Below are 25,810 nucleotides of genomic sequence, written 5' to 3' on the forward strand. Positions count from 1 at the left end.
TTTGTCGCCCCGTCTGCGACAGGCGCTCCATGCTCGCCAGTCCCCCGGACTGGCTGCGCGTGGAGCGGGCGAAGGGATTCGAACCCTCGACCCCAACCTTGGCAAGGTTGTGCTCTACCCCTGAGCTACGCCCGCTCGAATGGCGGACCGGAAGGATGTCCCGGTCGGGTGATGCGGGCGCCTAGCAACTCAACTGGGGGCGCGCAACCCCCTGTTGCCCGCGCTGGGCGTGGTCTTGCCCGCTTTGAGTGCTAAGCCCATATGCGGCTTCCACTGGCGAAGGAGTGAGGCGTGGCGACACTGGGCATGACCGAGGCTGAACGCGCGTCGATCGAGCGTTTCCAGCACGACGTCATCGAACCGTCGATGTCCAGCCTCGTGATCCTCGATTTCTGGGCGGACTGGTGCGGGCCCTGCAAGCAGTTCGCCCCGGTGCTGGAGAAGGTCGCAGCGGACTATGCCGACAAGGGCGTCGTGCTGGCCAAGATCGACATCGAACAGGACAAGCTGATCGCATCGCAGTTCCGCATCCAGTCGATCCCGACCGTTTATGCGCTGTTTCAGGGCCAGCCGGTCGCCGACCTCACCAATTACCGCACCGAAGGCCAGCTGAAGCGGGTCATCGACCAGCTTCTCGGTCAGCTACCCGTTCAAGGGGCTGCGCAGGACCTCGCCGCGCAGATCGAGCCACTGATCGCCATGGTCGAAGAGATACTAAGGGAGGGTGACGGGCCGCGCGCCGAATCGATCTTTTCCCAGATCCGGGAGATGGATCCGGACAATCCCGCGGTCATTGGCGGGCTCGCCCGGGCGATGATCGCCAGCGACAGGAAAGACGAAGCGCGCGCGCTGCTCGATTCGGTCGGCGAAGAGACGGCGAAGCACCCCGCGATCGCCCGCGCGAGGGCCGCACTGGAAGTAGCAGCGGCACCGGTGGCCGATGTTTCGGCCGAGGAAGCCCGGCTGGCCGCGAATCCCGACGATCATGAAGCTCGCTTCGCCATCGCCCAGGCGCGCCTTGCGTCCGGCGACCGCGATCGGGCCGCGGACGAGCTGTTGGAGATCATCGCCCGCGACAAGGAATGGAATGAGGGGGCGGCCCGGCAGCGCTTCCTGCAGCTGCTGGAGGCCGCGGGCCTCGAGGATCCTTGGGCGCGCGGCCAGCGGCGCCGACTGTCGGCGCTGCTGTTCACATGATGGGCTCCAAACCCGCGCGCATTCCGCTGTTCCCGTTGGCGGGAGCGATTCTCCTGCCTCGCGCGCAGCTGCCGCTGCATATTTTCGAACCGCGTTACCGCGAGATGGTTCGCGACGCGCTGGCTGGACCCGGCCGCATCGGAATGATCCAGCCGTCGGGTGCGGGCGATCCGCCGCCCCTATTCCATACCGGCTGCGTTGGGGAAATCGTCGGCGCCGAGGAGCTCGACGATGGGCGGTTCAACATCGTGCTGCACGGATCGAACCGGTTCCGGCTGATCGCCGAACGTGACCTTGGCACGTCCTACCGGCAGGCGGATGTCGACCTGGCTGCCTACGATGACGAGGAGCCGGAGCCGCTGAGCCTCATCCAGCGTGCGGATGTCGAGCGCGAAGCGCGCCGGTTCGGCGATGCACTGGGGCTGGCGGTCGACTGGTCAGCCGTCGGCCAGCTCGATGATGAGATGCTGGTCAACGCCATCGCCCAGGTGGCGCCATTCGATGTGGGAGCAAAGCAGGCACTGCTCGAAGAGCCGACACTGGCCGGACGGGCCGATCTGGTCGTCCAGCTGATGCAGTTCCAGCGCCTTGCGCCGGGCGGAGCCGATGTGGGGCAGACGCTTCAATAATTCCTCTCTCCTTTAGGGGAGGGGTAAGGGGTGGGGCTCATTCACTTCCCCCGCCCCTTCACCGCTTCGCGGCTCTTCCCCGCCCCTGAAAGGGGCCGGGATTAGATCGGCAGGCCTCTCAACAGCAGCGGCAAGTCGCCGCTGGTGCCGCGCGCTTCGGCCATCAGCCGATCCTTCACCGGGCCGATGCGATTGATGAGACCCATTCCGAAACGGCGGACCTTTGACGCGGTCTGGCCGGGAATGCCGTAGATGCGCGTGAGGCTGTCGGTGGCGAGGCTGACCATGAAGGTGTCGAGGCTGCGCCAGCGCTGATAACGGGTCAGCAGCTGCTGGTCGCCGAGATCGAGGCCGAGCCTTGCCCCTTCAACCAGTACCTGGGCCAGCGCCGCCGCATCGCGATATCCGACATTGACACCCTGCCCCGCAATCGGATGCATGCCGTGCGCGGCATCGCCGACCAGCGCCATCCGGTGATCGGTGATCCGAGCCGCATGGTGGAAACCGAGCGGATAGGTCGACCGCGGCGCCAGCAATCCGATCTTGCCCAAGAAGCCGCCCATCGCGGCCTCGGCTTCCGCGGCGAAATCATCGTCGCTCAGCGACAGGAAGCCGGGCGCATCCTCACCCTTCACCGACCAGACGATGGCGGACCGGTGCCCGCCTTCATCATCAGTCATCGGCAGCAGCGCGAACGGCCCGTCGGGATAGAAAATTTCATAGGCGACATGATCGTGCGGCCGTTCGTGACGAAGCGTCGAAACGATCGCGCTATGGTCATATTTCCAGCGGGCGCAGCGAATTCCGGCGGCCTCACGCATCGGCGAATTGCGCCCCTCAGCGGCGATCAGCAGCGGCGAGCCGACGACGCGGCCATCCTCGAGCCGAACGGTCACGCCATGTTCGCTGCGCTCGACCGATGCCGGCTTGGCCTGCCACATCAGCCAGATGTTCTTGCCCGCTTCGGCCCGCGCCAGAAGGGCGGCGCGCAGGTGGCGGTTCTCATGCATCCAACCAAGCGGTTCCTCGTCATCGCCCGGATCGAAGGCCAGCCCGCCCGGATCCAGCCCATCGGCAACCTCGATCCGGCGGATCGGGCAACCGGGTTCCGGGAAATGGTCGCTGATCCCGATCGTGTCGAACATGCGCTTCGACGAAGAGGAAACCGCGCTGGTCCGGCCGTCGAATGCCTGGGTCATGCGCCCTGCGGGATTGGCCGGATCGATGACGATCGCGCTGAGACCGCTGGAGTCCAGCGCCGCAGCAAGCGCCAGTCCGACCAGGCCTCCGCCCAGGATGATCACGTCCGCCCGATCCATGGCACATCACTAGTCGTCGCATCCGCGAGATGGAAGCCTTGCCCCCGAGTCCGGCGAAAGGCACAATGGAGGAAGTAACAAGGCCGGGGGAAGTGACGTCATGGCGACTGCCGCGCAGCGCGCGCAGAAGAAGGATCTTGGGCCGGACTGGCGAGAGACGCTGGCGGCTTCGATCCGTGGGTTCGTGCGCAAGACGTTCGGCCTGGCCTTGATCGGCCTGTCGGTGGCGCTTGCGGTCGCGCTCGTCACCCATTCCAGCACCGATCCCAGCTTGTCGACCGCTGCGGGCGGGCCGCCGACCAATTGGCTTGGAGCATTCGGCGCCTATTCCAGCGATGCCCTGCTGTTCCTTTTCGGCCCGGCATCGGCGCTGTTCCTGCCGCTCGTCGCGCTGGCCGGCCTTCGCCTTGTTCGCGGGGTCGATACCGGCCCGGTTCGCCGCGCCATGCTGGTGGCGGCAATTGGCGTGACGCTGATCGGCGTCGCGCTCGGCCTATACGCCGGCTCCGCTGTTTCCGGCCTTCCGGCAGGCTATGGCGGGGCGCTGGGCCTGGCCGGAGCCTATGGCGTCGATGCGGCGGTGAAGCTGATCGGCAATCCATCGATCGAGGGACCGCTGCGGCTTTCGCTAATGGCCATCCTCGCCCTCGCCGGCCTGGTGGTCGGCTGGCTGGCGCTGGGCATCCGGCCGGAAGAGAAGCAATGGGCCGCCGACCGATTCCGGCGTGATCCGGCAGCGCCGTTGCCGAGGCCTCGCAGGACTCGCGAAGAACTGTCGGGCGACGAGGAGGGGGTCGCCGCCCCGCCCCGGTCCCGTCCTGCCGTCGCGGTTGCCGATCCGGCCAAGCCGATCGCGCCGGCCGCCAAGGCCAATCCGAAGAAGGGCAAGGGAAGCGCGCCGGGACAGGCGAGTCTGGCGCTTGGCGACAATTACCAGCTTCCGTCGATCGAGCTGCTAACCGCAGCACCGGAGAAGTCGAAGGGCCAGATCGACCGGGCAGGTCTGGAGCGCAACGCAAGGCTTCTCGAAAGCGTGCTCGAGGATTTCCACGTCCGCGGCGACATCGTCGAGGTGCGGCCTGGGCCGGTGGTCACCATGTATGAACTGGAACCGGCGAGCGGCATCAAGGCCAGCCGTGTGATCCAGCTGGCCGACGACATTGCGCGCAACATGTCGGCCCTGTCGGCGCGCGTCGCCACCATTCCCGGCCGAAGCGTGATCGGGATCGAGCTGCCCAACCAGAAGCGCGAGACGGTTTCCTTGAGTGAGCTCATCGGAAGCCAGGCGTTCGAGGACCAGAACATGGCCCTGCCGCTGATCCTGGGGAAGAATATCTCCGGCGATCCGGTCATCGCCGACCTGGCGCCGATGCCCCATTTGCTGGTGGCCGGCACCACCGGTTCGGGCAAGTCGGTCGGCCTCAACTGCATGATCCTGTCGCTGCTGTACCGGATGAGCCCCGACGAATGCCGGCTGATCATGATCGATCCGAAGATGCTGGAACTCAGCATCTACGACGACATCCCGCATCTGCTGGCACCGGTCGTGACCGAGCCGGGCAAGGCGATCCGAGCATTGAAATGGACCGTCGAGCAGATGGAAGAGCGCTACCGGATGATGGCTAGCCTCGGCGTCCGCCAGCTTGCCAGCTTCAACCAGAAGGTGCGCGACGCGAAGGCCAAGGGCTCGCGGCTCGGCCGGCGGGTGCAGACCGGTTACGACGCCGACACCGGCCAGCCCGTCTATGAGACGGAAGAGCTGGAATATGAGGTGCTGCCGCAGATCGTGGTGGTGGTCGACGAGCTTGCCGACCTGATGATGACCGCGGGCAAGGAGGTCGAGTTCCTGATCCAGCGGCTGGCGCAGAAGGCACGGGCCGCCGGCATCCACCTGATCATGGCCACCCAGCGGCCATCGGTCGACGTCATCACCGGCGTCATCAAAGCCAATCTTCCGACCCGGATCAGCTTCCAGGTGACCAGCAAGATCGACAGTCGCACGATCCTTGGCGAACAGGGCGCCGAGCAGCTGCTGGGCAAGGGCGACATGCTCTACATGCCGGGCGGAAAGCAGATCATCCGCGTGCACGGGCCATTCGTTTCGGACGAGGAAGTGCGCCTGGTTGCCGAGCATTGGCGCAGGCAGGGCGTTCCCGACTATATCCAGGCGGTCACCGAGGAGCCCGAGGACGGCGGCTATCTGTTCGATGGCCAGCCGGTCGGCGACGACGATCCGGAGACCCAACTCTATCGCAAGGCGATCCAGATCGTCGCTGAAAGCCAGAAGGCGTCGACCAGCTATCTGCAGCGCCAGCTGCGCGTCGGCTACAACAGCGCGGCGAGGCTGATCGAGCGGATGGAGAAGGACGGACTGGTCGGCCAGCCGGACCATGTCGGGCGGCGCGAGGTGTTGATCGACACCGACGGGCATCCGATCTAGCTGAACGAAACGGAACCTCGGGGTTCAGGACGCATTCAAACCCCAAACGCCATATCGGGCGCAAATTTCGGGAGTTTTGTAATGAATTTTGTCAGCAATTTCGCGCGTGCGCTGGTTCCGGTTGCGATTGTCGCGACCGCCGCCGCTGCGCCGGCTGCAACTTCGGGAGAGCTGAAGGCGGTCGAATCCAGCCTTGCGGCGACCCAGTCGATGACCGCCAATTTCCTGCAGACCGACGGCAAGAACCGGCAGATGGCGGGCACGCTCAGCCTGAAGCGGCCCGGCAAGATCCGCTTCGCCTATGGCGGCGGGGTCAACATGCTGCTGGTTGCGAACGGGTCGACCTTGAACTTCATCGACTATGACGTCGGACAGAAGTCGAGCTGGCCGATCGCCAAGTCACCCCTCGCCGTCCTGTTGGCCCCTAATCCGGACCTCGGCAGGATCGCGCGGATCATTCCGAGCGAGCATAAGAATGTCGTCGTCGTTCGCGCCCGCGACGCCCGGCGTCCGGAGTTCGGAACACTGATCCTGGCGTTCCAGCGCGACGGGTCCGCGCCCGGCGGCCTGAAGCTGGAAGGCTGGACGGCAATCGATGCGCAGAACAAGCGGACGACGGTCCGCCTGTCGAACCAGCGCTACAACGTCGGCGTTCCGGACAGCGCCTTCACCTTTGCCGAACCGAAACGGAAAAAAGCGTAGCAAAGTGCAACTGTTCAGGTTGGCGACAGCTTTCCCAATATATACATTACACTAGATCGTTGCATCGCCGGGGTTTCCCCCTGTTACCCGGGTTAGGTAGCGATCGCCTTGCGTGACAACGCTTGGTCGGCCCTTGCTCCATGCCCCCGGAGCAAGGGCCTTTTGCTTGGCAGCCGGGGGCTGCCATGCAAAAGGCCCTCCTTGAACCTTTATTCAAGGCCACAGACATACCGCCCGTGACCAAGCTCAAGATCGCATCCTGGAACATCAATTCGGTGCGCGCTCGCGCGCCCATCGTCGAACGCTTCCTCGACGAGGAGCAGCCGGACATCCTCTGCCTCCAGGAAACCAAGGCGATGGACAATGTCTTTCCGGCCGAGCTGTTTCATTCGCGCGGCTATGTCCATCACGAGCTCAACGGGCAGAAGATGCACCATGGCGTCGCGATCCTCAGCCGGTTGAAACTGCAGGATTCGGGCCGCCATGATTGGCAAGACAATGGCGAGGCACGGCATGTCGGTGCCCGTCTCGACTGCGGAATCCGGCTGGAGAATGTCTATATCCCCGCCGGCGGCGATGTTCCCGACCGGACGGTGAATCCCAAGTTCGGCCAGAAGCTGGACTTCATCGAGCGGATGACACGCTGGTCCGAAAAGTTGGCTGAGCCGACTTTGATCGTCGGCGATTTCAACATCGCGCCGCTGGAATGCGATGTCTGGAACCACAAAGCCCTGCTCGACGTCGTCAGCCATACCCCGATCGAGGTCGAGACGCTGGAGCGGCTGCAGCAGGCTCACGACTGGGTCGATATGGGCCGCAAGTTCATCCCCGCGCCGGAACGCTGCTTCACATGGTGGAGCTATCGCGCGCAGGATTGGGCGGCGAGCGACCGCGGACGCCGGCTCGACCATATGTGGTGCTCGCCGAGCCTCGCACCCCAGGCGACCGCGCATCGGGTCCTTGAGCCTTGCCGCGGCTGGGAGCGGCCTTCAGACCATGTGCCCTTGATCCTGGAGCTCGACGTTTGAGCGACGCCCCGGCTCTCGATCGCGCGATTGCCGCATTGAGGGCTGGCCGCACGGTCCGCGTCGGTGGCCTCACCATCCTTTCGGTCGAGACGGGTACGCAGGCGATCCTCGACCTCATCGATCCCAAGGGCAATGCGCCGTTGTTGCTGAGCGGGCCCCGCGCCATGGCACTGGGCCTCGGCAATGCCCACGACGCCGCCGGCGAAACGGCACCGGTGGAGGTCCGGCATTGCGATTGGCTCGATCGAGAGGCCGCCCGCGCGCTTGCTGACCCGTCCCGCGATTTCGACCGGGGGCCGATCGGTCCGCTCAACGCAATTCCGGTCGAAAGGCCCGACTGCGCCAAGGCGGCGCTAACCCTTGCGCGGCTGGCGGGCCTGCTTCCGGCATTATGGCTGGTCGAGGACGAGCCGGTCGTTGCGATCGAAACATCGGCCGTCGCGGAAGCGGCGTATGCCAAGTCCGCGACGATCGTTGCCAGGGCGAAGCTGCCGATCGACGACCTGCCCCCCAGCCAGATGGTCGCCTTCCGCGACCCGGCGAGCGGGGAGGAGCATGTCGCGCTGGTGGTGGGTGCCTTCGGCGGACAGCCGCCTCTTGTCCGGTTGCACAGCGAATGCCTGACCGGCGATGTGTTCGGCAGCCTCAAATGCGATTGCGGTCCCCAGCTCAAGGAGGCGCTGCATATTATCGGCGCATCTGGTGGAGGCATCCTCCTTTACTTGCGCCAGGAAGGGCGCGGGATCGGCCTCGCCAACAAGCTGCGCGCCTATGCCCTGCAGGATCGCGGCCTTGATACAGTCGATGCCAACCGAAGACTTGGCTTTGCCGACGACGAGCGGGGCTATGGCATGGCAGCCGCAATGCTGAGGGCATTGGGCATCGATGCCGTTAGGGTGCTGACCAACAATCCGGCCAAGGTTGCCGGGTTGGAACGGGAAGGCATCAGAGTGGTGGAGCGGGTCGCGCACCATATGCCGACCAACCCGCACAACGCCGACTATATCGCCACCAAGAAGAAGCGCAGCGGACACCTCGACTAGCTTTCAGTGCTCGCCATGCCCCCAGCATGGCTGCGCTCTTCAATCCTCGAATAGTGCTGATCCTATGCGGACCGCCGTCGCGCCCAGCATGACCGCAGTTGGATAGTCCGCCGACATGCCCATGCTGAGACCGCCGACGCCATGACGTCGTGCCAACTCCGCCAGAAGCGCGAAATAGGGCCCGGCCTGCTGGCCTAGCGGCGGCATGGTCATCAATCCTTCCAGCCGAAGGGTCGAGGCGCGGACCCGATCGAGGAAATCCGGCAGCTCCTCGATTGAAACGCCGCCTTTCTGGTCTTCGCCGCCGATGTTCACCTGGACATAAACGCCGGGCGTGCGGCCGGTCTTTTCCGCCGCCGCGACCAGGGCCGCGAGCAGCGATGGGCGATCGAGCGAATGAATCAGGTCGAACTGCCGAACCGCATCCTCCGCCTTGTTGGATTGCAACTGCCCGATCATGTGCAATTTGAGGCCGGGGTGGGTTGCCCGGAGGTTCGGCCATTTCTCGGCGGCTTCGGCGACCCGATTCTCGGCAAAGTCGGTGACCCCCGCAGCAATGAGCGGTTCGACCTCCGCCAGGCTTCGCTGCTTGGTGACAGCGATCAACGTTACGTCGGCAGGGTCGCGCTTCGCCGACTTCGCGGCGCGCGCGATATCGTCGCGAACACGAGACAGACGGGTTGCGGTTTCGGTCATGCCCCGCGCTATAGGAATAGCGATGGCAGCGAACCAGCCCTCTTGGCCTCGCGAATGGCTGATGACGGACGAGCGAATTGGGGAACATCTGTGGGAGGCGATCGATCGGCTGCCCGAAGGTGCCGGCGTCGTCTTTCGCCACTATGCCACTCCAAAGGCCCAGCGAGCGGCGCTTGCGCATCAGGTTGCGGAGCGTTGCTTGGAGCGCGGCCTTATCCTGGGGATTGCCCAAGATGTTGCACTGGCCAGCTCGTTGAACGCAGCGCTTGTTCACAATGCGGATGGCGATCCGGCGGGATTGCCGACGTCGCGCTCAGCGCATTCGGTGGAAGAGGCGCGGTTTGCGATCGAGGCTGGAGCGGCCCTTATCTTTCTCTCGCCGCTGTTCACGACCCGGTCCCATCCGGGGAGAGAATCATTGTCTCACGAGCTTGCGCGACGGATCGTCGTCGCCTGTCCCGTGCCGGTGATCGCGCTTGGAGGAATGAATCGGGCGCGGTTCGAGGAACTCAGCTCGGATGGATTCTATGGTTGGGCGGGGATTGATGCGTGGTTGGAAGAGGGGCGGGCCGTCACGGAGTAAATCCGTGACGTCAGTCGCTGCTTCGCGCGCTGGCCGGCCAGCGTCAGGTCTTCGCGCTGCTCCGGCGACGCTTCGCGTCGGCGTCGCTACGCTCGCTGACTTGGCTTAGAACCGAACGGCCGTACCGACGTAGACAGCCTTGCTGTCGCGATGATCCTCGGCCAGCGCCGGAATCTCGTCGCGCTCGATCTTGTAACGAACGCCGCCGGTCAGCGCGATATTGCGGCTGATATTGTAGGAACCGCCGAGATCGACCGACATGCTGTCCGGACGGGCAAGGTTCGCGATGCGGCTGTCGTTACGCTCGCCGCCGACCGCTACGCGACCGGTGAATTTCTTGAGGTTGTAGCTGACCCCGACGATCGCCGTTTCGCGCGTTCCGATCACCGGATCCGGGCTGCTGGTGCGACCGACATCGCCCGAAACGCCGAAGCGCTTCCAGCCGACTGCCACGCCGAGATCATATTGCGCCGGCGCTAGGCTGCTGATCGGCGAAGCCACGGCAACCTCGACCGGGCGTGCCGGAGTCGCCGGTCCGCGTGCACGAACCGCGACTCGGACCTGCGACGGACGGCCCTTGGCGGCCGCCGGCGTGAATTTGAAATCGCTGCCCGCTGATGCATTTCGGCCACCGAAAATGGCAGCTAACCGCGGATCTGCGCCGGCCGGCGTGAATCCGGAAATCTTGTCGAAACTCAATGAGATGACAGGCGGGCGCTGCTTCGCGGCAGCGGCCAATCCGATGGCTGGCGTCAAGACGAGCGCCGACGCTGCGAGCAGTAACGCCGCGCGTCCCGATGTCATGGCCACCCTGTTGAACACGAGTAAACAGACTCCCGTTGAGTCTCGGATATAAGCCTTCCAAACTGACTCTTCCATGACTCAATTCGATTCGAGCAACGGCTGTGGCATGGAGTCCACAAGAGTGTCCCGAGGCGGGCCAAGATTCTCGCGCTTGCCGAGAATCGACCAGCATCTATAACGCCCTTTGAAAGACCTTCGCGAAGAGAGAACCATGTCCCGCTTCACGCTTCCCCTTGTTGCCTTGATTGTCGTCGGAACCGTTGCTTCCGGCTGTTCGAAGAACCGGGATATCCCGACCGAACTCGCTCCATCGCGAATGACGCAGATCGGCGTCAACAGCTACCTGTGGCGGGCGGCGGTCGACACGCTTTCCTTCGCACCGCTGGTGACAGCCGATTCCAACGGGGGCGTCATCGTCACCGACTGGTACGTCAATCCGACGACGCCTACCGAGCGCGTGAAGCTCACTGTTTCGATCATCGACCAGGACCTGCGCGCCGACGCGCTGAAGGTCGCTGCCAGCCGCCAGGTCAACCAGGGCGGTGTCTGGGTCGATGCACCGGTCGCCGCTGCGACCGTCCAGAAGCTTGAGGACATCATCCTCACCCGCGCCCGCGACCTTCGCCGTACGACCGTCGGCGGGTAAGGCTATCGCACAGTGACAGACCGCTTCGACCCGGCGGTTGCCGACCGGCGCTGGCAGCAGCGCTGGGAGGAAGCGCAAAGTTTTCGTGCCGACAGCAATTCGCCGAAGCCCAAATCCTATGTCCTCGAGATGTTTCCCTATCCTTCGGGACGCATCCACATGGGGCATGTCCGCAACTATACGATGGGCGACGTGCTTGCCCGCTTCCGTCGGATGCAGGGCTTCGAGGTGCTTCATCCGATGGGCTGGGACGCCTTCGGGATGCCGGCCGAAAATGCGGCGATGGAGAAGAAGGTCCATCCCGGCGCCTGGACCCGTGAGAATATCGCGACCATGCGCCGGCAGCTGCAGCGCATCGGCTTTGCGCTCGACTGGAGCCGCGAACTCGCTACCTGCGAGCCTGACTACTACGGCCATGAACAGGCGCTGTTCCTGGACCTGATGGAAGCCGGCCTCGTCACCCGCAAGGAGAGCGAGGTCAATTGGGACCCGGTCGACATGACCGTGCTTGCCAACGAACAGGTGATCGACGGGCGCGGCTGGCGTTCCGGCGCTGTCGTCGAGCGCAAGAAGCTCTCCCAATGGTTCCTGAAGATCACCGATTTCGCCGAGGAGCTGCTGGACGGCCTCGGGTCGCTGGACAATTGGCCCGACAAGGTCCGCCTGATGCAGGAAAACTGGATCGGGAAGAGCCAAGGCCTGCAGTTCTGCTTCCGGCTGGCGACCAGCATGCCCGGCGGCACCTGCGACATTGAAGTGTTCACGACCCGGCCCGACACGATTTTTGGGGCGAGCTTCGTCGCAATCTCGCCAGGTCATCCGATTGCCGAGGAACTGGCGGCCGGCCGGCCTGAAGTCGCGGAGTTCATCGCCAGGGCTCGTGCTGGCGGGACCAGCGCAGCGGAGATCGAAACGGCCGAAAAGCTGGGCTTCGACACCGGACTGGAGGTCGTTCACCCGTTCGACGACAATTGGCGTCTCCCGGTCTGGATCGCCAACTTCGTGCTGATGGATTACGGTACCGGCGCTCTCTACGGCGTACCCGGCCACGACATTCGCGACTATGAGTTCGCACGCAAATATCGGCTGCCTGTGCTTCGTGTCGTTGCCGATACAACCGCCGGCGCATCAGCCCCTGTAACGGAAGCGGACACGGCGCCGGGCGTTGCTGTCAATTCGCGATTCCTCGACGGCATGCCAACCAGTGATGCGACGGCTGAGGTCATCCGCCGCGCTGAAACGGCCGGTTGGGGCACAGGTAAGACCCAGTATCGCCTTCGTGACTGGGGCGTATCTCGCCAGCGCTATTGGGGGACGCCGATCCCCGTCATCCATTGCGATTCATGCGGGCCGGTCGGCGTTCCACGCGACCAACTGCCCGTTGTCCTGCCGGACGACGTAAGCTTCGATATTCCGGGCAATCCACTCGATCGCCATCCGACCTGGTCAAAGGTGGACTGCCCGAGCTGCGGCGGTCCGGCGCGCCGCGAGACGGATACGCTGGATACGTTCGTTGATTCCTCCTGGTACTTCATCCGGTTCGCAAGCCAGCCCGGCAACCAGCCGTTCGACCGCGCGGAGGCGGAGAAATGGCTTCCCGTCGGCCAATATATCGGCGGCGTGGAGCATGCGATTCTTCATCTGCTTTATGCACGGTTCTGGACTCGCGCCCTCGAGCGGATGGGCAAGCTGTCGGTCAAGGAACCGTTCGAAGGCCTGTTCACCCAGGGCATGGTGACGCACGAAACCTATGAGAGCGCGGACGGGCGCTGGCTCAATCCCGACGAGATCGAGATTCGAGAAGGTGGGGTGCTGGTGGAGCGCGCCACCGGGGCTAACGTCCGCCGCGGGCGCGTCGAGAAGATGTCCAAATCGAAGAAGAATACGGTCGACCCGGAGCCGATCCTCGATCGGTACGGCGCGGATGCGGTTCGCTGGTTCATGCTGTCCGATTCTCCGCCCGAGCGCGATCTCGAATGGTCGGAAGGCGGGATCGAAGGCGCGGCGCGGTTCGTCCAGCGCGTTTGGCGTCTCGCCCAATCGCCGACCGGAAACGAAGGCGAGGACAAGGCTCTTGCCCGAAAGGTGCATCGGACCGTTGCCGCCGTCGGCGAGGCGATCGAAGGCCTGCAGTTCAACAAGTCGGTGGCCGCGCTTTACGAGCTGACCAGCGCGATCGAGCGGGCGCAGCCGTCGGCAAGCCGCGACGAAGCTATTCGCACGCTGCTGTTGCTGGTTGCGCCAGGCGCTCCGCACCTTGCGGAGGAAGCCTGGGCCAGCCGTAGCGAGGACGGAATGATCGCGGATGCCGGGTGGCCTTCCTTTGATCCGGCGATGCTCATCGACGACGAGGTAACGATTGCCGTGCAGGTGAATGGGAAGCTTCGCGATACGTTGGTTGCACCGCGCGGTACCAGCCGCGAGGATGCCGAGGCATTGGCGCTCGCACTGCCGAAGATCCAGGCGCAGCTCGGCGGGAACGATCCGCGCAAGGTGATTGTGGTTCCGGACCGGTTGGTGAATATCGTCGCATGACGCGCGGCCTCGCCCTTGCCCTTTGCCTGCTCCTCGCAGCTTGTGGGCTAAGACCGATGTATGCCGGCGGTTCGTCGGGCGGTGTCGCTGCCGGACTTGGAACGGTCCAGGTTGCACCCATTCCGGAGCGGGCCGGCTGGCTGGTCCGCAATGCACTGGTGGACAAGCTCGGTGGCGAAGCGGGCAATCCCGCCTATCGGCTCGAAGTCGATCTCGATGATGACCTGACCGCCTTTGGCATCCGCGGAGACTCGGCGGTAACTCGGGAGCGGAGGACATTGCGGGCACGCTACCGCCTCGTCGATCTCAAGACCGGGGAAGTTGTCCTGGATGCCACGGCCGGTTCGGATGCCGGCATCGATATCGTCAGTTCGGAATATGCGACGGTCGCTGCCGAGCAAACCGCGCAGGAGAGGCTGGCAGGAGTCGTGGCCGACCAGATGGTGGCGAGGCTGGCCTTGTTCATGAGCCGGGCCAAGCCGCAATGAAGATCCCCAAGGGCGGCCTGGCGCAAGCGCTGGACCGGCCCGACCAGGACGTTCGCTTCTACCTGTTTCACGGTGCGGACGAGGCCGGATCGCGAGGCCTTGCGGAGCGGCTTTTGAAGGGACTCGGTGCGGAGAAGTCTCCGTTAACCGGCCAGGCCGTCAAAGCCGATCCCGCGATGCTTGCCGACGAGGCTGGCGCCATTTCTCTGTTCGGTGGAAAGCGGGCCATCTGGGTCGAGCCTGCCGGTGACGAAATTGCCGAGGGGGTGACGGCCCTGTTCGAGCTGCCCGCCTCGGAAAGCCCGGTGATTGCTGTCGCCGGTACGCTGCGGAAGACGTCCGCGCTGTTGAAGCTTGCCGAGGCCCATTCGGCCGCCCTCTCGCACATCGGCTATGTGCCCGAGGGGCGGGACCTGGAGCGGCTTGTGGTCGACCTTGGCCGGGATGTCGGGCTGCGGGTCACGCCGGAACTGGCGCAGCGTGTCGCATCTGCCTCGGGTGGGAATCAGGCGGTTGCGCTACAGGAACTATCCAAGTTCGCCCTCTATCTCGGAGCGGAAAGAGAGAATCCCAAGGAGTTGGATCCGGAAACGGTAGACCTGCTTGGCGCCGATTGCGCGGAGGCCGACCTGATGCGGCTCGGCGATTTGGCGCTGTTGGGACGGATGAGGGAGTTGCTCGACGAGTTGGGGCGGCTTCCGCACGGAAGTTCGGAAGCCATTCCCGTGCTTCGGGCCCTGCAGCGGCGCTTGCTGATGCTGGCTCCGCTTCGCTCCCGGATCGAGCGCGGAGACAGCGTTGACGGTGTCATGACGTCAATGGGTAAGGCATTGTTCTGGAAGGATAAGCCGTTGATCCAGCGACTACTTTCGACCTGGTCGTCGGAGCGGCTTGCGGAGGCGGCATCCCGGGTTGCCCAGCTCGAGCGACAGATCATGCTCCGTCCGCTTGCGGACGACGCTGCACTGGGGGAAACGTTGGTGACCCTGGCGCGAGCGGCGGGCCGGGGGCGCTAGATCTGTTCGCCGGAAAGCCGCTGGCAGATAAGGTCCAGCTGATCGAGCGTGCTGTAGTGAACGCTGACGTTGCCGCCACCCTTGCCATGGCTGACCTTGACCCGGAGACCGAGCAAATCGCCCAACTGGCGTTCCAGCGCCTCCAAATCTGCATCGACGGCACGGCGCGCCGTCCGTTCTGAAGCTCTTCCGATGTCATGGCCTGGCCCAGGCCGAACTTTTTTCGCCAGATGCTCAGCCTGACGGACCGACAGATCGCCCTCGACGATCTCGTTGGCGAGTTCCTCCGGATTCGGGGAGGTCAGGATAGCTCTTGCGTGCCCCATGCTGATATCGCCTCGCATGAGCATTAAGCGTACCGAATCGGGCAGATCGAGGAGCCGCAGCAAGTTGGCTACATGGCTGCGGGATTTGCCCACCAGCTTGCCGACCACTTCCTGGCTATGGCCGTAGCGATCCATCAGTTGCCGAAAGGCTGTCGCTTCCTCAATGGCATTCAGGTCTTCGCGCTGAATATTCTCGATAATTGCAACTTCAGCGCTGGATTCTTCGTCAAAATCCCGAATAATTGCTGGAATTTCATGAAGTTGCGCCTTCTGCGCAGCGCGCCAGCGTCGCTCACCGGCAACCAGCTCGAAACCATCTTCCACTGCGCGCACAATGATGGGTTGAAGCACGCCGCGTTCAGCAATGGACGCTGCGAGCTCCTCGATCGGTCCTTCATCAAAAACTTGTCGAGGTTGTGAAGGATTGGGACGGATACGCGCGATCTCGATCGTTCTCACGCCGCCTCCGGCGACTGAATCCGAACGGGGAACGGGCGGCGCTTCGCCGATCAGCGCGCTGAGACCCCTCCCCAGCCCCGTTGCCTTCTTCATGCAGCCTCCGCCGTCGGCTGCGGCAGCCGCGCCATGATTTCCCTGGCGAGGCGAACATAAGCCTCTGAGCCCGGGCATTTGAGATCGTAGATGAGCGCCGGCAGGCCGTGGCTCGGTGCCTCTGACAGGCGGACGTTGCGAGGAACGACGGTTTCGAACACCGATGTGCCCAGGCAGGCGCGCACATCTTCGGCAACCTGCTGCGAAAGATTGTTGCGGCGATCGAACATGGTCAGTGCAACGCCAAGGATCGAAAGCTGCGGATTGTAGGCTAGCCGGATCCGCTCGACCGTCTGCAGCAACTGGCTCAGCCCCTCGAGGGCAAAGAATTCGCACTGCAGCGGCACCAGCAGCTGACGTGAAGCGACCAGCGCGTTAACCGTCAGCAAGCCGAGAGATGGCGGGCAATCGAGGAGGCAGATGTCCCAGCGTCCCACGGGAGTTTCATCGAATGCCTGGGCCAGGCGATGCGTCCGGTCTTCCATCCCGACCATTTCGACTTCTGCGCCGGAAAGGTCGACAGTGGCAGGCAGAATGTCGAGGCGCGGGACCTTGGTCGCGATAGCGGCTTGGGCAACGGTCGCTTCACCCATCAGCACGTCATAAGTGGACAGCTCGCGGGCAGCGCGGCCTACGCCGAGCCCCGTGGAAGCATTCCCTTGGGGATCCAGGTCGACGAGCAGGACGCGCCAGCCGATGGCCGCAAGGGCGGTCGCCAGGTTGATGGCAGTCGTGGTCTTGCCCACTCCGCCTTTTTGATTGGCGACTGCGACACGAATCATCGCTTCCCCCTCCGCTGGACATGATCGGCGACAACTATTGCCGATGCCGGGTGCGTCCGGCTCGGAACCAGACGAAAGCTACCCTGCCATGAGCCACGCGCTTCTACCAGTTCCGATTGCGCCTTTTCGCCTTTCGGAAGGACCCATTTCGTGTCGCTGTGGGCCAGATGACACGCCATGCCGAAAAGCTTGTCGAGCCGGGCGACAGCGCGAGCCGTGATGAAATCGAATTTCCCTTCCAGGCGCTCCACCTTGCACTCCGCAATATTCACATAGTCGAGGCGCAATGCGGCGACCGCGCGGCGAAGGAAATCGGCCCTGAGCTTCCGCGGCTCATTCAGGGTCATCGGGCGGCCGCCGAGTATGGCAATGACTAGCCCGGGCAACCCTGGCCCGGAGCCAATGTCGCACCAACTCCCTTGCCCCTCGGCAAGCCCCAGAAGCTGGGCGCCATCGACGATGTGCCGGGTCCACAGTTCGGGGATGCTGGCCGCCGCTACTAGATTTTGGCTCTGATTTTCCTCGACGAGCATCGCAGCAAAGCTGTCGAGCTGCTCCAATGTTTCACGTGAAACACTTTCGCGACGCGGGTCGGGCAAGCATGACAGGACTGCGTCCCACCGTGACGCGTCGGTCATGCGGCCGCACGAACCAGGGCAAAATGTAGCGCGGAAAGCGCCGCCGGCGTCACACCAGACACTCTCGACGCCTGATCTAGATCAGCGGGGCCAGCAACCTCCAGCCGCTCCCTCATCTCGTTGGAGAGACCAGGCACGACGCCGAAATTAAAATCCGCCGGGATGGACAGCCCCCTGTCCCTCGTTCGGGAAGCCAACTCATTTCGTGCGCGCTCCAGATAGGGAGCGTAAATTGCATCGTCGATGGCGCCGTTGGCCGCATCGCTCTGGGGCATTCGTGCGCGAACGGCGACTAGGGCATCATCCCGCCGCGCCCATTCGGCCAATGGACGACGTGCCACATCGCTCACTCCGACATCCGTCCCTGTTACCGCTTCCTTGAGGTGAAGCTCCGCTTCCGACTTGGCTTGAAGATAAGTTTCGACGCGCTGCTTCTGGTCCGCGCCGAGGATGCCCAGATCCAAGGCCATTGGGCCCAGACGCGACACCGCGTTGTCTGCACGCAAGTAGAGGCGATATTCCGAACGCGCAGTCAGCATACGATAGGGCTCGCTCACGCCTTGAAGGGTCAAGTCGTCGACCATCACACCGGTATAGCTGGTGCCTCGGTCGAACCGGGCCACTGCGAGGTTCAAGGCGACGGCGGCCGCGTTCAAGCCGGCAACTAGTCCCTGAGCCGCAGCCTCCTCATATCCGGTTGTGCCGTTAATTTGGCCCGCCAGGAAAAGGCCCGCAACATCGCGATGCTGCAGGGTTGGTTCCAGCCGTCGTGGATCGGCATAGGCATACTCAACCGCATATCCCGGCTGGACAATCTCGGCCCGTTCCATGCCCTCAATGCTTCGAACCAGGTCGAGCTGAACATCGGTCGGCAGGGACGTAGAAATGCCGTTGGGATATACCAGGGTTGTGCCCAGACCTTCCGGCTCCAGGAAAATCTGATGACCGTCACGATCGCCGAAGCGATGCACCTTGTCCTCTATCGACGGGCAATAGCGCGGCCCCCGGCCCTCGATCGCACCGGCAAACAATGGCGAACGCCCTAGACCGGCTCGAATGACGTCATGACTTCGTTCATTGGTCCGAGTGATGGCGCAGCTCAGCTGGGGTTGCTGAGCTGGATTTGGCGCAAGAGCCATGGTCCAGGCCGTGCCGTCGCTTGGCTGGGCAGCTGTCCGCGACCAATCGATCGTCCGCCCATCAATCCTTGGCGGCGTTCCCGTCTTAAGCCTTGTACTTGCGAGACCAAGCTCTTTCACCTGCGCGGCCAGGCTACCGGCCGACTGACCGCCCAGCCGTCCACCAGCCCAACGCTCCTCCCCTCGAAACATCACTGCCCCAAGGAAAGTGCCGGTAGTAAGAACTACGGCGCTCGATTGAATGGGCGTCCCACAAGCCAATGTTACACCGCGCACGGCGTTCCCAGACATAATGAGCGAAGCAACCTCGCCTTCGATCACCTCGACACCGGCTTCGGCCACTAACTTTTGCACGACGCGCCGGTAGAGGCTGCGATCAGCCTGGACGCGCGGCCCCCGAACGGCGCTTCCCTTGCTGGCATTGAGCATTCGCCGGTGAATCGCGGCGCGATCTGCCGCAATGGCCATGATCCCGCCGAGCGCATCCACTTCCCTGACCAGATGACCCTTCCCGACGCCGCCGATCGAAGGGTTGCAGCTCATCTGGCCAAGATCGTCGGCGCGAAATGTCACCAGCGCGACGCGCGCGCCACGGCGCGCCGCAGCACATGCTGCTTCGCATCCGGCGTGTCCGCCACCGATGACCAGGACGTCAAACATTGATGCGCCCATACATGGCGGAGCCGCGCCCTTCAACGAGCAGCGTTCCACGTGAAACACTTCCAGGCCTATTTGCCCAGGCAGAAGCGCCCGAATAATGCGTCAAGCAGGTCTTCAACCCCTGCACGCCCGGAAATTCGATCAACCGCCAAGCGGGCGTTACGAAGCTCCTCAGCAACAAGAACGGGGTCATCCAATTGTGCGCCACGCTGGAGCGCTTCTTGTGCCTCCGCGAGCAAATCATGCTGTCGACGGTCCAAGGTCAGCTCGTCCGCCTTAGGGAGGAGAGCACCTGCGCGACCGACCAAGGCTTGCATTAATTCGGTAAGCCCCGCGCCCGACACAGCGGAAACCGCCATCCCTTCGCCGGCCATACCCAGATCTGACTTTGCAGCTATCCGAATCAAATCGGGATGTTCGATGGGATCCTCTGCTCCCAACCACAGCAATATGTCAGCCCGCTCCGCCTCTTCCTTGGCCCGGCCGACCCCGATCGCCTCAACGACATCGTGCGATTCCCGAAGTCCCGCCGTGTCGACGAGCACGAACGGGATTCCGTCGATTGCGATCGGGACTTCGATGACGTCCCGCGTGGTTCCCGCGATGTGCGTGACGATCGCCTTCTCGCTTTGGGCCAAGGCATTGACAAGGCTAGACTTTCCAGCGTTCGGTGGGCCCGCCACCACGACCCTGATTCCGTCGCGGAGGGGTTCAACACGGGGAGCATCGACGAGCTCGGTCAGATCTGCCGCAAGCCGTTCGATCGGATGCTTCAGGTCTGGCGCCGAACCTCCGTCATCTTCGTCGGAATAGTCGATTGCGACTTCCGCCTGGGCCGAGAGCGCCAGCAATTGATCGCGCCATCCGTCCAGCCGCTTGCGAAGTGCGCCGCCTGCCCTAGCGATGGCAGAACGCCGCTGAAGCTCCGTTTCCGCCATCAGCAGTTCGGAAAGCCCCTCGGCCTCTGTCAGGTCGATCCGCCCATTGGCCAAGGCGCGCCGGGTGAACTCGCCCGGCTCCGCAACCCGGAGCCCGGGACAGGAAAGAAGCGCGCCGGTCAGCGCATCGACCGTAGCTCGACCTCCATGACATTGATATTCAACGATATTCTCTCCGGTTGCGCTGTCAGGAGCATCAAACCGGAGGAGCAATGCCTCGTCGATCAAGGACCCGTCGCGAGGATCGATGAGCCGCCGGAGAGATGCCTGCCGCTGGTCTGGAAGTTTCCCAGCCAGTCGCGCTGCTGCTTCAAGCGCGGCAGGTCCACTGGTTCGAACGACGGCGATGGCGGCAGGCGGGCGTCCGCTGGACAGCGCGACGATCGTATCGCCGCTCGCCCTGCTCATCATCCCCCGAACAGCCGGCCGAGACCCACGTGGGGGTCGACCCAGCCTTCATAGAGCATCTTGACCGAAACATAGACGATCACCGCGAGGCCCAGATAAGCGATCCAACGGAAGCGCTCGATATATTTGGCGATGATGTTGGCAGCGACACCCATCAGCGCGACGGCGAAGATCAATCCAACGATCAGGATGCCGGGATGCTCGCGGGCCGCGCCGGCGACGGCGAGGACGTTATCGAGGCTCATGCTGACGTCGGCGATGGCAACCGCCCAGGCCGCCCGTGTGAAGCTCTTGGCGGGCTTCAGGCCCGAATGCTCGTCACCATAAACTTCAGGGGATCCATGGCTCTCGCCGGCATGGCGCAGGTCGCGCCACATGCGCCAGGAAACCCAGAGAAGGAGCAGGCCGCCGACCAGGATAAGGCCGATGATCTGCATCAGTTGCGTGACGATGAGGGCGAACAGGATGCGCAGCACCAGAGCAGCCATCACGCCGATGAAGATGACCTTCTTGCGCTGCTCAGCCGGAAGGCCGGCGGCCAGCGCGCCAACGACGATCGCATTGTCGCCGGCAAGAACGAGGTCGATCATCAGCACCTGGATGAAGGCGGCAAATGCCGACGGCTCGGTGATGTTCGAGAAATCCTTGACGATCGAGGCCCAGATGTCGGCTGGCGTGCCGAACCCGGCCGCCACGGCTGCAAGGCTGACGAGCAAAAGATTGATCACTTCAAACCCCTGTTCCTGCGGAACCATCTCGGCAGACGCAAAGCTCATCGACATCCCGGATTACCCAAGCTGGAGTGCGGTTCGAAGGCCTAGCACATGATCGCCGCCAACCCATCCCTCGTAGATCATGTTGAGGGAAACGTAGAGGATGACCGCAAGGCCGATGTAATTGATCCAATGGTGCCGCTGGATCAGGCGAGCCACATAATTCGCGGCAAAACCCATGAACAGGACGGAGAAGGTTAGGCCGATGACCAGCAGTGCCGGATTTTCGCGCGCGATCGAGGCAACCAGCAGGACATTGTCCAGGCTCATGCTGAGATCGGCGATCGCAATCTGGATCGCGGCCTGAAGGAAGGTCTTGGTTGGGGGCGGTCCCTCGACGCTCTCCGTCTCCGGATCGTCGGCCACCACCACCTTGGCCGGATGAAGCTCCTGCCACATGTTGTATGCAACCCAAAGCAGCAGGAGGCCGCCGGCGAAAACCAGGCCGGTGATCTGCAGCAGCTTGGTCGCAAGCACCGCGAAGGTGATGAGGAAGGCCAGCGCCATGCCGACGCCAAGCATCAACACACGGCGGCGGTCGCGCTCCGGAAGGCCAGACGCCAGCGATCCCATGATGACGACATTGTCCCCAGCCATGGTCAGGTCGCCGACGATGATCTGCCCGAGCTTTGCCAGCCCCGTGGTCGTGAAGACAGCTGAGAAGTTGAGGCTGGCGAGCACGGGGGGCTGAACGTCTGTCGGCGACTACTGGTTCATCGAAGCGAAGAAATCCTCGTTCGACTTGGCGTCCTTCATCTTGTCTAGCAGGAACTGCATCGCATCGACGGTACCCATCTGCATCAAGATGCGGCGAAGCACCCACATCTTCGACAGGACGGCCTGGTCGACCAGCAGCTCTTCCTTGCGCGTACCGGACTTGCCGACGTCGAGCGACGGGAAGATGCGCTTGTCGGAGACCTTGCGGTCGAGGACGATTTCGCTGTTGCCGGTACCCTTGAACTCTTCGAAAATGACTTCGTCCATCTTCGAACCGGTGTCGATCAGAGCGGTGGCGATGATGGAAAGCGAGCCGCCTTCCTCGATGTTGCGCGCTGCACCGAAGAAGCGCTTCGGCCGCTGAAGCGCGTTGGCGTCGACGCCGCCGGTCAGCACCTTGCCCGACGAAGGAACGACCGTGTTGTAGGCGCGGCCCAGGCGGGTGATGGAGTCGAGGAGGATGACGACATCCTTCTTGTGCTCAACCAGGCGCTTGGCCTTTTCGATCACCATTTCGGCGACCTGGACGTGACGCGAGGCCGGCTCGTCAAAGGTCGAGCTGATCACTTCGCCGTTCACGCTGCGCTGCATGTCGGTGACTTCTTCCGGCCGCTCGTCGATCAGAAGGACGATCAGGAAAACTTCCGGATTATTGTCGGTGATCGCGCGGGCGATGTTCTGCAGCAGCACGGTCTTGCCGGTCCGCGGCGGAGCAACGATCAGTGCGCGCTGGCCCTTGCCGAGCGGCGAGACGATGTCGATCACGCGGGCGCTCTTGTCCTTGATGGTCGGATCGAGCGTGTCGAGCTTCAGCTTCTCGTCGGGATAGAGCGGTGTGAGGTTGTCGAAGTTGACCCGGTGACGCACGGCGTCCGGATCGTCGTAGTTGATCTGGTTGACCTTGGTCAGCGCGAAATAACGTTCGCCATCCTTGGGGGCCCGGATCTCGCCTTCGACCGTATCGCCCGTACGAAGACCGAAGCGGCGGACGACGTTGGGCGCGACGTAAATATCGTCGGGGCCGGCGAGGTAATTGGCCTCGGGCGAACGGAGGAAGCCGAAACCGTCGTTCAGCACTTCGATCGTGCCTTGTCCGTTGATTTCGGCGCCGCTTTCCGCGCGCACCTTGAGGATGGAGAACATCAGGTCCTGCTTGCGCATCGTCGATGCGCCTTCGATCCCCATCTCCTCAGCCTGTGCGACGAGGTCGGCGGGGGTTTTTTTCTTCAGGTCCTTGAGATGCATTTAGAGTGTCTTTCGAACGAAAATCAGATTGGAATGTCTACGCCCGCGGCAGGACGCCGCGAAAGGGATGGGACCGCACCGGCATGAGCTAGGAGAGTCGGGCGATGCAGCCGTCTTGGCTGACGGCGTTAAGATTGGCCCTTGTCCAAGTCAATATGGGGAGGAACCAGGATGCGGACAAGAAGCGCCACCAGCAAGGCGGGCGCAATCAGCCAAATCAGCTCGGAGAGCAGGACCAGCGGCAGCTTGCCGTTCTCGAACCCGCGCAGGAGAATCGGCGAGACCTCGATCGGCCGGAATGGCGCGAACAATCGCTCGTCCGATATCGGCCACCAGAGGGCGATGCCCTTGCCGCCGTCGGTCAACATGTCGGTCAGGCCATGCGAAAGAGCCGACAGGAACAGGCACGGCAGGCTGACTTGCCAGCGGTAACGGCCCGCCAACAAGGCGCCGCCGAAGATTGCAATCAGGGCTGCCGCGGCAATCGAATGGCTGATTCCGCGATGACCAAGCAGAGATTCAGAAGAAATGCCGAACGCCCGGCCCGCAACGTCCAGGTCGGGAATGACCGCCGCGACGGCGCAGGCGATCACCAGCCCGCGTGAACTACGTCCCCTACCGACCGCCATCGCTGCAATCACCGGCAGTGCGGCATGGGTCAGGACGGTCGGCACTTTGCTAGAAGGGCTTAACGATCACGAAGACGACGATGAAGGCGGTGAGGATGCCCGGCAATTCGTTCATCAGCCGCAGCTTCTTGTCCTCGAGCTCGCGATGCCCGCCGGCCAGTTTCTTGCCATATGCGCCGATCCAGCCCTGATAACCGGTCAGGATGACGACGAGCAGCAGTTTGGCCGTGAACCACAGCTGGCCAAAGACATTGAGATGTACCGCCAGCATCAAGCCGAGCACCCAGACGATCAGCATCGCCGGAGTCAGGATGATGGTCCGTGCCTTGTCCTCCCGCTCGATCCAGGCGCGGTCCTCGGCGGATCCGGGCGTCGTCGCCTGGTGGTGGATATAATAGCGCGGAACGATAAACAGTCCGGCGATCCAGAAGATGACGAAAGTGACGTGAGCCGCCTTCACCCACAGGTAGGCCGCGCCCAGAAATCCCTGATACTCTGACAGGAACGACATCAATCCCCCTGGCGCTTCACCAGCGCAACCAGCTGTTCGACATTGGCGATTGGGGTGGTCTGCTGGATCCCATGGCCCAGGTTGAAGATGTGGGGCCGGTCGGCAAATGCGTCAAGGATTCGACGCGTCGCCGAGTTTAGTGCCTCGCCACCCGCGATCAACGCCAGTGGATCGAGATTGCCCTGCACAGGCAGGCCAGCCGGAAGTTCCCTCGCCGCCCAGGCGGGATCGACCGTCTCATCGATTCCGACCGCATCCACGCCAGTTTCATCGGCATAGGCGCGAAGTTTACCGCCGGCGCCCTTTGGAAAGCCGATGATCGGCGTTTCCGGATGGCGGCGCCTCAGTTCGCTGACGATCCAGGCCGTGCGGCGGATGACCAGATTCTCGAACTGCGCCGGTGACAGGCTTCCGGACCAGCTGTCGAACAGCTGGACAGCGTCGACGCCGGCTTCGATCTGGCCCGACAGATAGTCGACCGTGATCCGCGACACGATGTCGAGAATGGAATCCATCTTGGCGGGATCGAGATAGGCAAGCTGGCGGGCCTCGGCCTGTTCGCGGCTGCCCTGCCCGGCAATCATGTAGGTGGCGACCGTCCATGGCGACCCGGCAAAGCCCAGGAAAGTCGTCTGGGGCGACAACTCAGCCTTAACCCGCCTCACCGTTTCATAAATGGGATCGAGGCGCTCCAGGGCCGGTTCAAGGTCGTCCAGGCGTGCATCGCATAGCGGTGGAGCAAGCCTTGGACCTTCACCCACGACGAAGGTCAGATCCATGCCCATCGCGTGCGGGACGACGAGAATGTCGGAAAAGAGGATGGCGCCATCGAACGGAAACCGCCGGAGCGGTTGCAGCGTGATCTCCGCCGCGGTCTCCGGATCATAGGCCATGTCGAGGAATCCGCCCTTCTTCGCCCGGAGTTCGCGATACTCGGGCAAATAGCGGCCGGCCTGACGCATCAGCCACATGGGCGGGGGATCGCGACGCTCACCGCGAAGCACGGCTAGCAAAGGCTTGTCGACGGATACGGGAACGGGCGAGGCCACCCTCTATTCTCCCTTATATATAAGATAAGTAGATTGATGATGATGATGGGGCGTTGGCAGCGGGATTTAAGGGAGCCTCCCAGCTTTGCCAACAGGTCGCGATTCGGCGCGAATCGTGGGCTTTTGGCGAGTCGCCCCCAGTCACTCCCATGATTCACAGTCTGTGGATGATGATTTTCCCCTGTGGATGGAGTCCTGAATCCGCCGACAGGGCAAAATGGCGAATCCCGGCCATTGGGTCATCCCCGACTTCGCGCTAGGAGATCAGGGAGACTTTTCCACAGACTTCTCCACCGGAGCGCTATGTCGTTGATATT

At 63.3% G+C, this 25,810-nt stretch carries 25 protein-coding genes and 1 tRNA gene; 11 read left to right on the forward strand and 15 right to left on the reverse strand.

All coding sequences use genetic code 11. The features are described from left to right. Positions 1-60: 60 nt before the first annotated feature. Positions 61-135 (reverse strand) — tRNA-Gly (locus tag LZ496_RS08295). A 156-nt stretch (positions 136-291) separates the two neighbouring features. Here LZ496_RS08295 and LZ496_RS08300 point away from each other — a divergent pair. Both LZ496_RS08300 and LZ496_RS08305 read left to right on the forward strand, forming a co-directional pair. Next, positions 292-1,197, forward strand: coding sequence for a tetratricopeptide repeat protein (locus tag LZ496_RS08300; RefSeq protein WP_249904166.1), 906 nt, complete (start codon positions 292-294; stop codon positions 1,195-1,197). Further along, positions 1,194-1,826: an LON peptidase substrate-binding domain-containing protein gene (locus LZ496_RS08305; RefSeq protein WP_436286464.1), complete on the forward strand. Its 633-nt coding sequence runs from the start codon at positions 1,194-1,196 to the stop codon at positions 1,824-1,826. The genes LZ496_RS08300 and LZ496_RS08305 overlap by 4 nt, the downstream gene beginning before the upstream one ends. Positions 1,827-1,927: 101 nt before the next feature. On the opposite strand, the gene LZ496_RS08310 is transcribed toward LZ496_RS08305, so the two are convergent. Further along, positions 1,928-3,145, reverse strand: a complete 1,218-nt coding sequence (locus LZ496_RS08310; protein ID WP_249904167.1) for an FAD-dependent monooxygenase — start codon at positions 3,143-3,145, stop codon at positions 1,928-1,930. A gap of 100 nt (positions 3,146-3,245) precedes the next feature. On the opposite strand from LZ496_RS08310, the gene LZ496_RS08315 reads away from it, so the two are divergent. The 4 genes from LZ496_RS08315 to ribA all read left to right on the forward strand — a co-directional run bounded on the left by LZ496_RS08315 (position 3,246) and on the right by ribA (position 8,358). After that, positions 3,246-5,585 carry an FtsK/SpoIIIE family DNA translocase gene (locus tag LZ496_RS08315; protein ID WP_249904168.1) on the forward strand — a complete coding sequence of 780 codons (2,340 nt, stop codon included), beginning with the start codon at positions 3,246-3,248 and terminating at the stop codon, positions 5,583-5,585. Positions 5,586-5,666: 81 nt separating this feature from the next. Further along, on the forward strand, positions 5,667-6,287 hold the full coding sequence (locus LZ496_RS08320; protein ID WP_249904169.1) for a LolA family protein: 621 nt from the start codon (positions 5,667-5,669) through the stop codon (positions 6,285-6,287). Positions 6,288-6,472: 185 nt separating this feature from the next. Next, positions 6,473-7,315, forward strand: coding sequence for an exodeoxyribonuclease III (gene xth, locus LZ496_RS08325; RefSeq protein WP_249904170.1), 843 nt, complete (start codon positions 6,473-6,475; stop codon positions 7,313-7,315). Beyond that, positions 7,312-8,358, forward strand: a complete 1,047-nt coding sequence (gene ribA, locus LZ496_RS08330) for a GTP cyclohydrolase II (protein ID WP_249904171.1) — start codon at positions 7,312-7,314, stop codon at positions 8,356-8,358. Before xth ends, ribA begins: the two co-directional genes overlap by 4 nt. A gap of 39 nt (positions 8,359-8,397) precedes the next feature. Here the strand turns inward: ribA and LZ496_RS08335 are convergent, their stop codons facing one another. Then, entirely contained in the window at positions 8,398-9,054 is a 657-nt protein-coding gene (locus LZ496_RS08335; RefSeq protein ID WP_249904172.1) for a YggS family pyridoxal phosphate-dependent enzyme, read from the reverse strand. A 22-nt stretch (positions 9,055-9,076) separates the two neighbouring features. Here LZ496_RS08335 and LZ496_RS08340 point away from each other — a divergent pair, with 22 nt between their 5' ends. After that, a complete protein-coding gene (locus LZ496_RS08340; protein ID WP_249904173.1) occupies positions 9,077-9,637 on the forward strand; it encodes a thiamine phosphate synthase in 561 nt (186 codons plus the stop codon). A 105-nt stretch (positions 9,638-9,742) separates the two neighbouring features. Here the strand turns inward: LZ496_RS08340 and LZ496_RS08345 are convergent, their stop codons facing one another. Continuing rightward, positions 9,743-10,393 carry a hypothetical protein gene (locus tag LZ496_RS08345; RefSeq protein WP_249904174.1) on the reverse strand — a complete coding sequence of 217 codons (651 nt, stop codon included), beginning with the start codon at positions 10,391-10,393 and terminating at the stop codon, positions 9,743-9,745. 259 nt (positions 10,394-10,652) lie between these two features. Here LZ496_RS08345 and LZ496_RS08350 point away from each other — a divergent pair, with 259 nt between their 5' ends. The 4 genes from LZ496_RS08350 to holA are packed head-to-tail and all read left to right on the forward strand — an operon-like array spanning position 10,653 to position 15,126. Beyond that, positions 10,653-11,087, forward strand: coding sequence for a DUF3576 domain-containing protein (locus LZ496_RS08350; protein WP_249904175.1), 435 nt, complete (start codon positions 10,653-10,655; stop codon positions 11,085-11,087). A gap of 12 nt (positions 11,088-11,099) precedes the next feature. Continuing rightward, a complete protein-coding gene (leuS, locus tag LZ496_RS08355) occupies positions 11,100-13,622 on the forward strand; it encodes a leucine--tRNA ligase (protein WP_249904176.1) in 2,523 nt (840 codons plus the stop codon). After that, positions 13,619-14,110 (forward strand): LPS assembly lipoprotein LptE, encoded by a 492-nt coding sequence (gene lptE, locus LZ496_RS08360; protein ID WP_249904177.1) that lies wholly within the window; start codon positions 13,619-13,621, stop codon positions 14,108-14,110. Before leuS ends, lptE begins: the two co-directional genes overlap by 4 nt. After that, entirely contained in the window at positions 14,107-15,126 is a 1,020-nt protein-coding gene (holA, locus tag LZ496_RS08365; RefSeq protein WP_249904178.1) for a DNA polymerase III subunit delta, read from the forward strand. Before lptE ends, holA begins: the two co-directional genes overlap by 4 nt. Here the strand turns inward: holA and LZ496_RS08370 are convergent. From LZ496_RS08370 to hemE, 11 genes are all read right to left on the reverse strand, one after another. After that, positions 15,123-16,004: a ParB/RepB/Spo0J family partition protein gene (locus LZ496_RS08370; protein WP_249904179.1), complete on the reverse strand. Its 882-nt coding sequence runs from the start codon at positions 16,002-16,004 to the stop codon at positions 15,123-15,125. The two genes, holA and LZ496_RS08370, sit on opposite strands and share 4 nt — an antisense overlap. Further along, entirely contained in the window at positions 16,001-16,786 is a 786-nt protein-coding gene (locus tag LZ496_RS08375) for a ParA family protein (RefSeq protein ID WP_249904180.1), read from the reverse strand. The genes LZ496_RS08370 and LZ496_RS08375 overlap by 4 nt, the downstream gene beginning before the upstream one ends. After that, entirely contained in the window at positions 16,783-17,424 is a 642-nt protein-coding gene (gene rsmG, locus LZ496_RS08380) for a 16S rRNA (guanine(527)-N(7))-methyltransferase RsmG (RefSeq protein ID WP_249904181.1), read from the reverse strand. The genes LZ496_RS08375 and rsmG overlap by 4 nt, the downstream gene beginning before the upstream one ends. Further along, on the reverse strand, positions 17,421-19,223 hold the full coding sequence (mnmG, locus tag LZ496_RS08385; RefSeq protein WP_249904182.1) for a tRNA uridine-5-carboxymethylaminomethyl(34) synthesis enzyme MnmG: 1,803 nt from the start codon (positions 19,221-19,223) through the stop codon (positions 17,421-17,423). The genes rsmG and mnmG overlap by 4 nt, the downstream gene beginning before the upstream one ends. A gap of 68 nt (positions 19,224-19,291) precedes the next feature. After that, entirely contained in the window at positions 19,292-20,569 is a 1,278-nt protein-coding gene (gene mnmE / locus LZ496_RS08390) for a tRNA uridine-5-carboxymethylaminomethyl(34) synthesis GTPase MnmE (protein WP_249904183.1), read from the reverse strand. Beyond that, positions 20,569-21,324, reverse strand: coding sequence for a TerC family protein (locus LZ496_RS08395; RefSeq protein WP_436286473.1), 756 nt, complete (start codon positions 21,322-21,324; stop codon positions 20,569-20,571). Before LZ496_RS08395 ends, mnmE begins: the two co-directional genes overlap by 1 nt. Positions 21,325-21,357: 33 nt before the next feature. After that, entirely contained in the window at positions 21,358-22,023 is a 666-nt protein-coding gene (locus tag LZ496_RS08400) for a YjbE family putative metal transport protein (RefSeq protein ID WP_249904184.1), read from the reverse strand. 24 nt (positions 22,024-22,047) lie between these two features. Beyond that, positions 22,048-23,304 (reverse strand): transcription termination factor Rho, encoded by a 1,257-nt coding sequence (gene rho, locus LZ496_RS08405; RefSeq protein ID WP_249904185.1) that lies wholly within the window; start codon positions 23,302-23,304, stop codon positions 22,048-22,050. A 128-nt stretch (positions 23,305-23,432) separates the two neighbouring features. Further along, positions 23,433-23,978, reverse strand: coding sequence for a metal-dependent hydrolase (locus LZ496_RS08410; RefSeq protein ID WP_249904186.1), 546 nt, complete (start codon positions 23,976-23,978; stop codon positions 23,433-23,435). 4 nt (positions 23,979-23,982) lie between these two features. After that, the gene (locus tag LZ496_RS08415; RefSeq protein WP_249904187.1) at positions 23,983-24,444 is read right to left on the reverse strand and encodes a CopD family protein; all 462 of its coding nucleotides are present in this window, start codon (positions 24,442-24,444) and stop codon (positions 23,983-23,985) included. After that, positions 24,444-25,493 carry a uroporphyrinogen decarboxylase gene (gene hemE / locus LZ496_RS08420; RefSeq protein WP_366516712.1) on the reverse strand — a complete coding sequence of 350 codons (1,050 nt, stop codon included), beginning with the start codon at positions 25,491-25,493 and terminating at the stop codon, positions 24,444-24,446. The genes LZ496_RS08415 and hemE overlap by 1 nt, the downstream gene beginning before the upstream one ends. Positions 25,494-25,810: the final 317 nt, after the last annotated feature.

Source organism: Sphingomonas caseinilytica (genome assembly GCF_023516455.1).
GTDB lineage: Bacteria > Pseudomonadota > Alphaproteobacteria > Sphingomonadales > Sphingomonadaceae > Sphingomicrobium > Sphingomicrobium caseinilyticum.

Coding starts and splice junctions, on each gene's coding strand:
- xth (WP_249904170.1), top strand. CDS start 6,473: ATGCAAAAGGCCCTCCTTGAACCTTTATTCAAGGCCACAGACATACCG.
- LZ496_RS08335 (WP_249904172.1), bottom strand. CDS start 9,054: ATGACCGAAACCGCAACCCGTCTGTCTCGTGTTCGCGACGATATCGCG.
- LZ496_RS08370 (WP_249904179.1), bottom strand. CDS start 16,004: ATGAAGAAGGCAACGGGGCTGGGGAGGGGTCTCAGCGCGCTGATCGGC.
- LZ496_RS08305 (WP_436286464.1), top strand. CDS start 1,194: ATGATGGGCTCCAAACCCGCGCGCATTCCGCTGTTCCCGTTGGCGGGA.
- LZ496_RS08415 (WP_249904187.1), bottom strand. CDS start 24,444: ATGTCGTTCCTGTCAGAGTATCAGGGATTTCTGGGCGCGGCCTACCTG.
- LZ496_RS08350 (WP_249904175.1), top strand. CDS start 10,653: ATGTCCCGCTTCACGCTTCCCCTTGTTGCCTTGATTGTCGTCGGAACC.
- LZ496_RS08315 (WP_249904168.1), top strand. CDS start 3,246: ATGGCGACTGCCGCGCAGCGCGCGCAGAAGAAGGATCTTGGGCCGGAC.
- LZ496_RS08320 (WP_249904169.1), top strand. CDS start 5,667: ATGAATTTTGTCAGCAATTTCGCGCGTGCGCTGGTTCCGGTTGCGATT.
- LZ496_RS08375 (WP_249904180.1), bottom strand. CDS start 16,786: ATGATTCGTGTCGCAGTCGCCAATCAAAAAGGCGGAGTGGGCAAGACC.
- rsmG (WP_249904181.1), bottom strand. CDS start 17,424: ATGACCGACGCGTCACGGTGGGACGCAGTCCTGTCATGCTTGCCCGAC.
- holA (WP_249904178.1), top strand. CDS start 14,107: ATGAAGATCCCCAAGGGCGGCCTGGCGCAAGCGCTGGACCGGCCCGAC.
- LZ496_RS08340 (WP_249904173.1), top strand. CDS start 9,077: ATGGCAGCGAACCAGCCCTCTTGGCCTCGCGAATGGCTGATGACGGAC.
- LZ496_RS08310 (WP_249904167.1), bottom strand. CDS start 3,145: ATGGATCGGGCGGACGTGATCATCCTGGGCGGAGGCCTGGTCGGACTG.
- LZ496_RS08395 (WP_436286473.1), bottom strand. CDS start 21,324: ATGGTTCCGCAGGAACAGGGGTTTGAAGTGATCAATCTTTTGCTCGTC.
- mnmG (WP_249904182.1), bottom strand. CDS start 19,223: ATGTTTGACGTCCTGGTCATCGGTGGCGGACACGCCGGATGCGAAGCA.
- rho (WP_249904185.1), bottom strand. CDS start 23,304: ATGCATCTCAAGGACCTGAAGAAAAAAACCCCCGCCGACCTCGTCGCA.
- lptE (WP_249904177.1), top strand. CDS start 13,619: ATGACGCGCGGCCTCGCCCTTGCCCTTTGCCTGCTCCTCGCAGCTTGT.
- mnmE (WP_249904183.1), bottom strand. CDS start 20,569: ATGAGCAGGGCGAGCGGCGATACGATCGTCGCGCTGTCCAGCGGACGC.